General features: G+C 67.4%; 9 protein-coding genes. 5 read left to right on the top strand and 4 right to left on the bottom strand.

Annotation, left to right across the window (positions count from 1 at the left end):
* Positions 1 to 23 precede the first annotated feature (23 nt).
* The 3 genes from ACFPOB_RS17805 (at position 24) to ACFPOB_RS17795 (ending at position 4,746) form a co-directional block, all read left to right on the top strand.
* Positions 24 to 1,646, top strand: coding sequence for an ABC-F family ATP-binding cassette domain-containing protein (locus ACFPOB_RS17805; RefSeq protein WP_377799745.1), 1,623 nt, complete (start codon positions 24 to 26; stop codon positions 1,644 to 1,646).
* Between the two features lie 211 nt (positions 1,647 to 1,857).
* Positions 1,858 to 2,772: a hypothetical protein gene (locus ACFPOB_RS17800; protein WP_377799744.1), complete on the top strand. Its 915-nt coding sequence runs from the start codon at positions 1,858 to 1,860 to the stop codon at positions 2,770 to 2,772.
* 291 nt (positions 2,773 to 3,063) lie between these two features.
* Positions 3,064 to 4,746, top strand: a complete 1,683-nt coding sequence (locus tag ACFPOB_RS17795; protein ID WP_377799743.1) for a mucoidy inhibitor MuiA family protein — start codon at positions 3,064 to 3,066, stop codon at positions 4,744 to 4,746.
* A 1-nt stretch (position 4,747) separates the two neighbouring features.
* Here the strand turns inward: ACFPOB_RS17795 and ACFPOB_RS17790 are convergent, their stop codons facing one another.
* The 3 genes from ACFPOB_RS17790 to ACFPOB_RS17780 all read right to left on the bottom strand — a co-directional run bounded on the left by ACFPOB_RS17790 (position 4,748) and on the right by ACFPOB_RS17780 (position 7,374).
* Positions 4,748 to 5,959, bottom strand: coding sequence for an amidohydrolase (locus ACFPOB_RS17790; RefSeq protein WP_377799742.1), 1,212 nt, complete (start codon positions 5,957 to 5,959; stop codon positions 4,748 to 4,750).
* 182 nt (positions 5,960 to 6,141) lie between these two features.
* Positions 6,142 to 6,720, bottom strand: coding sequence for a tyrosine phosphatase family protein (locus tag ACFPOB_RS17785; RefSeq protein WP_377799741.1), 579 nt, complete (start codon positions 6,718 to 6,720; stop codon positions 6,142 to 6,144).
* An 87-nt stretch (positions 6,721 to 6,807) separates the two neighbouring features.
* A complete protein-coding gene (locus ACFPOB_RS17780; protein WP_377799740.1) occupies positions 6,808 to 7,374 on the bottom strand; it encodes a dihydrofolate reductase family protein in 567 nt (188 codons plus the stop codon).
* 304 nt (positions 7,375 to 7,678) lie between these two features.
* Between ACFPOB_RS17780 and ACFPOB_RS17775 the strand changes: the two genes are divergently transcribed.
* Both ACFPOB_RS17775 and ACFPOB_RS17770 read left to right on the top strand, forming a co-directional pair.
* Positions 7,679 to 8,971, top strand: a complete 1,293-nt coding sequence (locus ACFPOB_RS17775) for an adenylosuccinate synthase (protein ID WP_092162670.1) — start codon at positions 7,679 to 7,681, stop codon at positions 8,969 to 8,971.
* Positions 8,972 to 9,002: 31 nt separating this feature from the next.
* Positions 9,003 to 10,220 carry a histidine kinase gene (locus ACFPOB_RS17770; protein WP_377799739.1) on the top strand — a complete coding sequence of 406 codons (1,218 nt, stop codon included), beginning with the start codon at positions 9,003 to 9,005 and terminating at the stop codon, positions 10,218 to 10,220.
* Here the strand turns inward: ACFPOB_RS17770 and ACFPOB_RS17765 are convergent.
* Positions 10,153 to 11,610, bottom strand: coding sequence for a hypothetical protein (locus ACFPOB_RS17765; RefSeq protein ID WP_377799738.1), 1,458 nt, complete (start codon positions 11,608 to 11,610; stop codon positions 10,153 to 10,155). The genes ACFPOB_RS17770 and ACFPOB_RS17765 overlap by 68 nt on opposite strands.
* Positions 11,611 to 11,717 lie beyond the last annotated feature (107 nt).

Here is an 11,717-nt window from a genome sequence, read left to right as displayed (position 1 = left end):
GTCTCGCAAGCGTCCCGGACATCATGATTCGCCTCGAAAGCATCGGCAAGCAGAACGGCCAGCAGATCATCTTCATCGAGGCCTCGGCGGCGCTGCAGAAGGGCGAAAAGGTCGGCCTCGTCGGCCCCAACGGCGCCGGCAAGACCACCTTGTTCCGGCTGATCACCGGCGAGGACCTGCCCGACGAAGGCCAGGTCAGCGTCGATCGCGGCACCACCATCGGCTATTTCAGCCAGGACGTCGGCGACATGAAGGGCCGCAGCGCCGTCGCCGAGGTGATGGACGGCGCCGGTCCGGTCAGCGCCATCGCCGCCGAATTGAAAGAGCTCGAGACGGCGCTGGGCGATCCCGACCGCGCCGACGAGATGGAGGAGCTGATTGCCCGCTACGGCGAGGTGCAGGGCCGCTTCGAGGAGCTCGACGGCTATGCGCTCGACGGCCGCGCCCGCGAGGTTCTGGGTGGCCTCGGCTTCAGCCAGGAGATGATGGAGGGCGATGTCGGCGCCCTGTCCGGCGGCTGGAAGATGCGCGTCGCGCTCGCCCGCATCCTCTTGATGCGGCCCGACGTCATGCTGCTCGACGAGCCGAGCAACCATCTCGACATCGAGAGCCTGATCTGGCTGGAGAGCTTCCTCAAGGGCTATGACGGCGCCTTGCTGATGACCTCGCACGACCGCGAGTTCATGAACCGCATTGTCGGCAAGATCGTCGAGATCGATGGCGGCACGCTGACCAGCTATTCCGGCGACTACGAATTCTACCAGCAGCAGCGTGCGCTCGCCGAGAAGCAGCAGCAGGCGCAGTTCGAGCGTCAGCAGGCGATGCTGGCCAAGGAGGTCGCCTTCATCGAGCGCTTCAAGGCGCGCGCCTCGCATGCGGCGCAGGTGCAGAGCCGCGTCAAGAAGCTCGACAAGATCGAGCGTGTCGAGCCGCCCAAGCGCCGCCAGACCGTGCAGTTCGAGTTCCAGCCGGCGCCGCGCTCGGGCGACGACGTCGCCATGCTGAAGAACGTGCATGTCCGCTATGGCGCCAGGACTATCTATGACGGGCTCGACTTCCAGGTCCGGCGCAAGGAGCGCTGGTGCGTGATGGGCGTCAATGGCGCCGGCAAGTCGACGCTGCTGAAGCTGATCGCCGGCGCTTCGCAGCCGGACGCCGGCTCGGTCACGATCGGCGCCAGCGTCAAGCTGGGCTATTTTGCCCAGCACGCCATGGAGCTGCTCGACGGCGACGAAACCATCTTCGAATCGCTCGAAGGCTCGTTCCCGCAGGCCGGGCAAGGCTCGCTGCGCGCGCTCGCCGGCTGCTTTGGCTTCTCGGGCGACGATGTCGAGAAGCGCTGCCGCTTCCTCTCCGGCGGCGAGAAGGCGCGCCTCGTCATGGCCAAGATGCTCTACGATCCGCCGAACTTCCTGGTGCTCGACGAGCCAACCAACCATTTGGACATCGCCACCAAGGAGATGCTGATCGCAGCGCTGGCGCAATACGAGGGCACCATGCTCTTCGTCAGCCACGACCGCCATTTCCTGGCGGCGCTCTCCAACCGGGTGCTGGAGCTGACGCCCGAGGGCGTCCACCTTTATGGCGGCGGCTACACCGAATATGTCGCCAGCACCGGCCAGGAGGCGCCGGGGCTGAGGGGGTGAGAGCAACGCCCTTGCCCGCATGCCCTAGCGACAATCGCGCCGACGTCGATAGCTAATCTGCCGAAAGATGCGCCACACGCTGAATCGTGTTGGCGTCATCTCGCCGTGGCGGTCTATGTTCTAGTCTTCCGACGATGCGTTCTTTGGCTTTCGCAAGGACAGGCGGCCAGCGCCCATGCCGCCTCGACTTGCTTGCGGATGGAGATGGCAGATGGCCGGCGATCTCGATTTGCTGACCGGAACCTGGACCGTAAGGGTTAAGGGATGGGTATGGGAGTACGACTTCCGCGGCGACGGCGGCGTAACGTGGCGCGACCTCGGCAGTATGGAGAGCGGCGTCGGCAACTGGGCTGCCACCTCCAAGCTGGTCAACATCTGGTGGAAGGGCTCGACCACCCGCGAAAGCTGGCAAAGGCCGCTGACGAACAGCAACGATCACACCTGGTACGAAGCGCCCTATTATCGTGGCAAGTACCGAATCGAGAAGACCGGCTTCGTCGCGCCCTCGCCGACGCCGCCATCGGGACCGACCGATGCAAACCTGATCGACAGGGCCTGGGAGGCCAGCCGCACCTCGCTGCGCTTTGCGGTGAACCGGCTGCGGCTGCTGCAGCGACAGATCAAGTATTTCGAGGAATCGGGTGGCAGCGAGGATGCCTTCAACGAATTGCGCCGGAACTATCGGCGCGACATGGCGGTGGTCTCGCGCAAGCTGCTGGTGCCGATGAACCCGATGGATCCCGCCTTCCGCAGCGCACTGGCGAGCGCCATCCGCCTTTTCGAGCAGAACCTGGCTTTGCCGAAATCCCTCAAGGCGGCGCGCGACGGCGGCAAATGCGCCGCGTCCCCACAGCCCTGGGCCTCGGCCGCCGGCCGCACCAATCCGCCGGACATCGACCTCTGCACCATCTGGTTCGAGGCCGACGCTGATCTTCAGCGCGACGTCGTCACCCATGAATACTTCCACATCTGCGGCGTCCACGATATCGAGGGGGTGGATACGACGGCCAAAGCGCTCGACAACGCCAACACGCTGGCGCAGGTCGTCGCTTACCTGCACGATCGGGCGCGGCAGAAGAATTCCGACGGCGCCGAGCCGATGATACCTGCGCTGCCGACACCTTGATACCTCCTGCAAATACCCGACGTAGCGAAAACGGCGCTGGTGCCGGCAAGGGCGAGCCATCGTCGCCGGGCGGCGATAGCGCCTAGAGCCCGTTCCGATCAGCACCGCAAGCTGATCGGCAAAAACGGTCTCTAGCCAAATGTGAGAGACGGATTCACCGATCAGGTTGGTTCAAGCTGATCGGAGCCGGCTCTCTCGGCGCTGTCCCGCGTTCCGGCCCAATTCCGCCCTCGCCGCGCCGAAATCCACCGGACAAATCGCGGCCGCTTGATTTGTCGGGGGACACTCATGATGAAGACCGGACTGGCCGCAGCCTTGATTTTCGCACCCAGCCTCGCCGGCGCCGCCGAGATCGAACTCGCCTCGAAGATCGACCGCGTCACCGTCTATCCCGATGGCGCGGTGGTGACCCGGCTCGGCAAGGCCTCCTTGCTCGAAGGCGTCTCGCAGATCGTGCTGCGCGGCCTGCCCGCCAGCGTCGATCCCGCTTCGATCCGGGTCGAGGCGCAGGGCGACGGCGCCTTCTCGATCGGCGCCGTCGACGTCCGTCAGGTTCCGGGCGAAGCCCGCCCCGCCCTCGACCAGGTGCTCGAAGGCAAGATCCGGGCGCTGCAGGGCGAGAAGGCCAGGCTTTCCGGCGAGGTCAGCGCGATCGAGGCCAAGCGCGCCACCATCGAGAATTTCGGCAAGGTCGGCCCCGACAAACTCGGTCCGGACGGCAAGGCCCTCCCCGTCAACGACTGGCCAGCCGTGTTCGACGCGATCGGCACCGCCTTGGTCAAGGTCCAGGGCGAACTGCTCGGACTGCGCAACCGCATCTCCGATCTCGAGGCCGAGATCGCCGCGCTGGAAAGGGCCCGGCCGGTGGCGCCGCGCGCCAGCCAGCCCAAGCGCGACGTCGCCATCGCCGTCGAGGCCGAGGCGCCGGTTGCGGCCGACATTGCCGTCAGCTATCGCGTCGCCGGCGCGAGCTGGCTGCCGCTCTACGAGGCGCGGCTGACCACGGGCAACAGCAATGGCGCAGCCGAGATCGCCTTCACCCGCCGCGCCGAACTGCGCCAGCGCACCGGCGAGGACTGGAGCGAGGTCGCGGTCGAGCTCTCGACCACGCGCTCGGCGCAAGGCACGCGAGCGCCGGAGCTCAATCCACTGCGCATCGCCTTCTACGAGCCGCCGGTGGTGTATGAAGAACGGGCGCGCTTGCAGAGGCAGGATTCCGAGCGTGCCGCGAGGCCGCCTGCGCTGGCGATCGCACCGGCGCCCGCCGCGCCAGGCCAGGCGGTGGATGCGGCCGAGCCGAAGGCAGCAGAGGTGCAGACCGCCAGCGTCAGCGCCGTCGCCTATCAGGCGAGCTTCAAGGTGCCGGGCCGGATCACCGTCCCGCAGGACGGCTCCAGCAAGGCGGTGGTGCTGACGCAGGGCAAGGTCAAGCCGGAACTCTCGGCCCGCGCCACGCCCGAGCTCGAGGAGAAGGCCTATCTCGAAGCCAGCTTCAATCATGAGGACGAAGCGCCTCTGCTCGCCGGCGAGGTCTATCTCCACCGCGACGGCGCCTATATCGGCAAGGGCCGGCTCGGGCAGGTCGCGCCGGGCGACAAGGTCGAGCTCGGCTTTGGCGCCGACGATCGCCTCAAGGTGACGCGCGTGCCGGTGCGGCGACGCGAGAACGATTCCGGCTGGCTCGGCGCGACCCGCACCGACCAGCGCGAGTTCAAGACGGTGATCAAGAGCCTGCACGCCCAGCCGGTCAAGCTGACCGTGACCGAGCGCGTGCCCTTCTCCGAGAACAGCGCGATCACCGTAGAGCTTTTGTCGCAAAGCACGCCGCCGACCGAGAAGCAGGTCGGCGACAAGCGCGGCGTCTCGGCCTGGAGCTTCGAGCTGGCTCCGGGAGCACAAAAGGAAATCCGTCTCGCCTACCGGATCAAGTATCCGGGCGACCGCGAAGTTATTTTCGACCAGACGCGGCGGTGACCTACTCCGCCGCGATCGCCTGCCAGCCCTGGCCGAGCTCCTGCTCGACCAGGCCGACCCAGTAGCGCACGCCGGCCGGGATGATCTCGTCGTTGAAATCGTAGAGCGGCGTGTGCAGGCCGGCGAAGGAGCCGTCCTCCGCGACGCCATTGCCGATGCGCATGAAGGCGCCGGGGCAGACGAGCATCATCTCGGCGAAATCCTCGCCGCCGGTCCCGCGCAGCATCTGGCCGTTGACATGCTCTGGCCCGACCGCGGTCGAGGCCGCTGCGACCGCGATCCTGACCTGCTCGGCCGCGTTGACCAGCGGGCTGGTGCCGCGATGGTAATGGGCTTCCGCCTCGCAGCCCCAGGCCTGCGCCGTCGCAGCCGCGAGTTCGGCGATGCGCCGCTCGACCAGATCGCGCACCTCCTTCGAATAGGTCCGCGCCGTGCCGCCGATGACGAGCTCGGATGGGATGACGTTCGCGGCGTTGACGTCGCCGCCATGGATGAAGCCGACGCTGATCACCGCCGTGTCGAGCGGCGCGACATTGCGCCCGATGATGCCCTGCAGACCGAGCACGAAATGCGCCTGCGCATAGGTGATGTCGGTCGAGCGATGCGGCTGCGAGCCGCCATGGCCGCCGACGCCGCGGAAGGTCACGCGCCAGGAATCGGCCGCCGCCAGGAACGGGCCGACCGCCGTGCCGAAATGCGAGGCCGGCAGGCCGGGCGTATTGTGCAGGCCGTAGATCGCGTCGCAGGGGAAGCGCTCGAACAGCCCGTCGGCGAGCATGGCGTTGGCGCCGCCGCGGCCTTCCTCAGCCGGCTGGAAGATCAGGTTGACCGTCCCGCCGAAATCCCGGGTCTCGGCGAGGTAGCGGGCGGCGGCGAGCAGCATGGTGGTGTGGCCGTCATGGCCGCAGGCATGCATCCGGCCGGGGACTGTCGAGGCATGCGGCAGCCCGGTCAGCTCCTCCAGCGCCAGGCAGTCCATGTCGGCGCGCAGGCCGATGGCGCGCTGGCCCGGCTGGTTGCCGCGGATGACGCCGACGACGCCGGTCTGGCCGACGCCTTCCGTGACCTCGACGCCCCATTCGCTCAGCTTGTCGGCGACGAGCCTGGCGGTGCGATATTCTTCCAGGCCAAGCTCGGGATGGGCGTGAATGTCACGCCGGATCGCCGTGAACTCGGCGTGGTGCGCGCCGAGCCAGTCGTCAAGCTTCGTCATGAATGTCGTTCCCCAGCCTGCGGCGTTCTTTTGCAGGCATGGCTCATGCCACAGCCCGTCGCCATCCTGTTTTTCTCATACGTCCGATCGCCGCCAACTCATTCTGCGAACATAGCAAAACCGCCATGCTCCCAGAGACTGACGAGGGGGCGTTCCGGCGGCGCGGGGGCCTGGAAGAGTATTCAGCCCGCCATCGCGACTTCGGCGCCGCGGCCAAGATCGGCCATCCACTGGCGATAGCGCGGCTGGGCCTCGAGCTGATGGGCATAGTGCCGGCCGAGCGCCGCGGTCAGCTTCCCGCCGCGCTTAAGCTGCGCGTCGGCGAAGCCGATCATCACCGAGTTCGGCCAGGCCTGGGGCCGAATCGTCCGCAAGCGGGCGAACAGGGCGTCTTCGCCCTCCTCCGGTTCCACTTGTGCCATCAGCGACAGCATCGCCGCGGTCGAGCGCGAGATACCCATATGGCAATGCACCAGCAGGTGCCCTTCCTGCCGTTGAATGGCCGACTCGCGCAGCTTCGCGCCGAAATCGAGGATCTCGGCGACGTGGGCGTCGGTCGGATGCACCCGGCCTTCCTGCGGCGTGATGATGTCGTGGAAGCGCAGCGTCGTCCGCTCATGCGCCTCATAGGCCACGAAGGATTGCAGTTCCGGCAGGTCGGGATCGAGCAGCGACAGCACATGGCTGACCTTGCGCGTGCTCTGCGCCGGCAATTCCTCGATCCCGCAGATGGTGAGCGTCGAAATGGCGATGGGCAGCATCGGCGTTTGGTCCCGGTCTCGAAGACGCCGGGTTAATCCGCCCTGGCGGCAGCCGCAACCGCGATCGCCGCAGGGCTGCCCTGCCCGTCAATGCTTGACCTCGTAGCGTAGCCACTGGATGCCGTCGCCCAGCGTCTGCGCCTCGGTGAGCGAAAGAGTGCTGCGCGCGCCGTCGGCGAAGAGTCGCCCGCCGGCACCAAGCGCAACCGGATAGACCATGAGGTTGTAGGCATCGACCAGCCCGGCGCGCTGCAGGCCATGGACGAGCCGCAGGCTGCCATAGACCAGAATGTCGCCGCCAGTGCCGTCCTTCAGCGCCGCGATGGCGGCGAGCGCATCGCCTGCCAGGATCGAGGTACCCTGCCACTCGGCGCGCGTCAGCGTCGTCGAGGCGACATGTTTCGGCAGCGCGTTGATCCGGTCGGCGAAAGGGCTGTCGACCACATGCGGCCAGACCGCGGCGAAGGCGTCATAGGTCCGGCGGCCGAGCAGCAGGGAACCCGCGGCCTCGAGCTCTTCCTGCTTCAGCCGCTCGCCTTCCGGCCCGCGCGTGAACGGTCCGCTCCAGTCGCCGAGACCGGAATCCTCCATGCCGACCGGGTCCTCGATCACGCCGTCGAGCGAGATGTACTGGGTGACGACGAGCTTGCGCATGCTGTTTCTCCTGCGATCCACCGGGCAGCGCTGCGCTGCCCCTTCTGCCCCGTCGTCGAAGCAGGAGTGGCGGAATCGACAGGCTTCCGGAAAATTCTTTCCCCGGCTTTGCGCCCCTCAGCCTTGACCTTGCCATTCTCTTGGCCGAAGAGGGCTTGCAAGGACCTCACCCGAAACCCCGGCCTTGCGCCGGGGTTTTTATTCGTGCGGGCGCTTGCGCCAGCGCGCTTTCCGTTCGGCCCGTCCGGCCGAACGATCGGAATTCGCGCTGACTCGATAGGTCAGCAAAGAGGGAATCTCCTCCATGGCGAACGTGGTCGTGGTCGGCGCCCAGTGGGGCGACGAGGGCAAGGGCAAGATCGTCGACTGGCTGTCGAGCCAGGCCGATGTGGTGGTGCGCTTCCAGGGCGGCCATAATGCCGGCCATACCCTCGTCATCGACGGCACCGTCTACAAGCTCTCGCTGCTGCCTTCGGGCATCGTGCGCCCCGGCAAGCTCTCGGTGATCGGCAACGGCGTCGTGGTCGATCCCTGGCATCTCGTCGAGGAGATCGCCCGGCTGCGCGCGCAGGGCGTCGCGATCAGCCCTGAGAACCTGCGCATCGCCGACAATGCGACGCTGATCCTGCCGCTGCACCGCGAGCTCGACCATTTCCGCGAGACCTCGAATTCGGCGCTGAAGATCGGCACGACCAAGCGCGGCATCGGCCCGGCCTATGAGGACAAGGCCGGCCGGCGCGCCATCCGCGTCATCGACCTCAAGGACGAGACGGTCCTGAAGGCCAAGATCGAGCGCCTGCTTGCCCACCACAACGCGCTGCGTCGCGGTCTCGGCATCGCCGAGATCGACGGCGTCGAGCTGCTGAAGCAGCTCACCGAGATCGCGCCGCAGGTGCTGCCCTATGCCGACACGGTCTGGGCCCTGCTCGATGCGCAGCGCCGCGCCGGCAAGCGCATCCTCTTCGAGGGCGCACAGGGCGCCCTGCTCGACGTCGACCACGGCACCTATCCGTTCGTCACCTCCTCCAACATCGTCGCCGGCCAGGCCGCGACCGGCTCCGGCCTCGGGCCCTCGGCCGTCGGCTATGTGCTGGGCATCGCCAAGGCCTACACCACCCGCGTCGGCGAGGGCCCGTTCCCGACCGAGCTCTTCGACGAGATCGGCGAATTGATCGGCCAGAAGGGCAAGGAGTTCGGCGTCGTCACCGGCAGGAAGCGCCGCTGCGGCTGGTTCGACGCCTGCCTGGTGCGCCAGACGGTCAAGACCTCCGGCATCGACGGCATCGCGCTGACCAAGCTAGACATCCTCGACGGCTTCAAGGAGATCAAGGTCTGCACCGGCTACAAGCTCGATGGTGAGATCCTCGAGCATCTGCCGGCCGGTCAGCGCGACCAGGCGAGGGTCGAGCCGATCTACGAGGTGATCGAGGGCTGGGAAGGCTCGACGGCGGGCGCCCGCTCCTGGGCCGAGCTGCCGGCGCAGGCGATCAAATATGTGCGCCGCATCGAGGAACTGATCGGCGCCTCCGTCTCGGTGCTGTCGACCAGCCCCGAGCGCGACGATACGATCCTGGTCCAGAACCCGTTCGAGGGTTGACGGGCCGGGCCAACGCGGACATGTGAGGCCAATGGCCGATTTCCACCCCATTCTGGCGCGTGCGATCGCCGGACTGACCGACAAGTCGCCGGAAGCGCGCCGCGCCGTCTATGACCGGGCGCGCACGGCGCTGCTCGCGCAATTGCGCAGCCTCGACCCGCCGCTCTCGGAAGCCGACATCACCCGCGAGCGGCTCTCGCTCGACGAGGCCGTGTCGCGCATCGAGGCCGAGATCGCGCTCGCCGAGGCGATCGAGCCGAGCCTGCCGCCTCTCCCCCTGGACGATCCGGCGCCCGCTCCTGCCGCTCCGCCGGAACCGAAGCCGCGTCCGGCAATGTCGCAGGAGACGCCGCGTTTCGAAGAGCGGACCGCTTCGCATGAGGATGCGCAGCCGATCCGTCCACGCGTCGCCCCGCGGCGCGAGCGCAGCGTCAATCCCGGCCATGTCCGCACCGCCATCGTCGGCGGCGGCGTCGCGCTCGCCGTGGCGGTGATCGCCGGCGCCGCCTACTACGTCAACAAGATCGCCCCGCAGGACCAGCAGGTCCGGCCGCCGCGCGTCGAGACGCAGGCGCCGCAGGCGCAACAGGAACAGGCCGGCAAGATCAGCGAACGCGCCGGCGGCGAACAGGCCCCAGCGCCGAGCCAATCCTCCGGCCAGCGCCCGAACCAGCAGGCGGGCAACTCGGCGGGCAACGACATCACGGTCGCCCAGCGCGCCATCCTCTACATCGAGGTCCCGGACGCTCCGCAGCAGCCGCGCACCGTCCAGGGTCGCGTTCTCTGGCGGCTCGACAGCGACAGCGCCGGTCCCGGCCGGCCGGTCGAGACGATCGTGCGCGCCACCATCGAGATCGCCGATGCCGGGCTCTCGCTCGACTTCACCATCCGGCGCAACACCGATACGGCCTTCCCGGCCTCGCACATCATCGGCATGCGCTTCACCACCACAGGCGAGGCCGCGAGCGACACGATCCGCGAAGTCGGCGTGCCGCAGTTCAAACTCGAGGAGGGCGAGCGGGGTGCCCCGCTCTCGGCGATCTCCTCGGCCTTGGGCGAGAACCTGTTCGTCGCGGCCCTGTCGAACGTGCCGATCGAAGCCGAGCGCAATCTCGATCTGCTGCGCAACCGCAACTGGCTCGACGTGCCGGTGCGCTTCGCCTCCGGGCGACGCGGCATCATTACCTTCGAGAAGGGCAACGCCGGCAGCCAGACGATCGGCGACGCGCTGAACCGCTGGCAGGGTTGAGGCGGATACGACGCCTCAGCGCCCCCCGGCCCGAGGTCAGCTGCCGCGTCACCTCCGCCATCACGACGTCCTTGCCGGCCGCGTAGTCGGCGAAGCTCGGCGCGGCCGTGATCATCGGCCGAAGGTCGCCGGCCGGCACGCCATAGACATAGTTCAGCAGGAAGCAGGTCGTGACGTGCGACAGGCTGCAGCCGCGCTCCCAGTCATGGAAGGCGGTGGTGTAGCGCACTGCGAGCTTCGAATTCGGCAGCAAGGTGCTCCCGCCCTCCCCCCAGAATTGCGAGCGGTCGCCCATCGCCTCACCAACGATGACGGCACGCAGCCCGGCGAAATATTTCAGCCGCGCGGCGGTGCTGATCGCCGCCGAGAAGGTGTTGGCGCTGGTCAGGATGAAGAGCTTGCTGTTCGGCGGGAGGTGTTCCGGCAATCGTCGCGCGAAATCAGCGGTCAGCGTATAGTCGCCGCCGGCATTGAAGCGCAGGTCGACGATCGCGTTGCGGACAGGTTTGCGTGCCGCCTCATCGAGCAGCTCGGCGAGATACTTAGTCACGCCGACCGCCCCCTGGTTAGCGACCCGGTTGATCTGCACATAGAGAAGATCGGCCGTGGGATAGCTGTGCCAGTAATTGGTGTCGAGGCGCGTGAGATAAGCCGGCAAGGCGACGCCATCGAGCACATGCCGCCACCCGTTCGGCTGGCTCGGAGCCAGATTGCCTTTCGGCCATGAAAAACGAGTGGCAGGGGGCCGCGTCGCCCCCGTGGCGGCGAGTTCGACGAAGGCCACGCGACCATCGGATAGCCGGATCTCGAAGACGCTCCCATCCGCCGTCTCCGCGAGACCAGCCGCGTGCAGCAGCTCAGGCGAGATCAGGACATTCGGCACGAACTCCCGGGCAAGGTTGGCCGGGCCGCCGACATAGGGACGCAGCGCTTCGACAAGAGCGGCGGTCGTGCTACCATTCACCGCAAGGATCTGCCCACCGAGCAGATGCCGACGCTCGTCATCGGCAGCGATCACGAACAGCCCGTCGGCGAACCAGCCGAGACGGATCGGCACGGCGTTGAAACCGTTGTCGCCGGCGAGGCCGAGCACATTGGTATGGCCGTTGTCGGCAAGGGCCACGGCCTTCGCCGCCGCCATCGCCAGGCCGGCCCGGTCGAGATCGCCGGCGCGCTCTTCGATCGCGCCGATAGCCTGGTCGAATTCAGCCCGGCTTTGTGGCGTAAAACTGCGCTCGACTTCCGGCAGACGGCGCAGATGCGCGAGGTCCTGCAGGTTCCTGTCGCGCTGGGAGGCTGCCGTTGAGAATTCGGCCTTCGGATAGGACTTCAGCGTCGGATAGAGGATGGCGGCGAGCGGAACTGCGACAAGCGCGAGCAACGCCGCCACAATAGCTCCCAAAACCCGGAAACTGCGACGGCGCCACCAGCGTCTCCGAACCTCATCGTCTCGTCGCATGAGCCTGACTGACCTCCAAGGGCTACTGTCCCGGACTT

The sequence above is a fragment of the Allobosea eneae genome, from assembly GCF_042657265.1.
Lineage (GTDB): Bacteria > Pseudomonadota > Alphaproteobacteria > Rhizobiales > Beijerinckiaceae > Allobosea > Allobosea eneae.
Note: the sequence above shows the minus strand (reverse complement) of the source record. Positions and strands in the feature narration are given on the sequence as shown.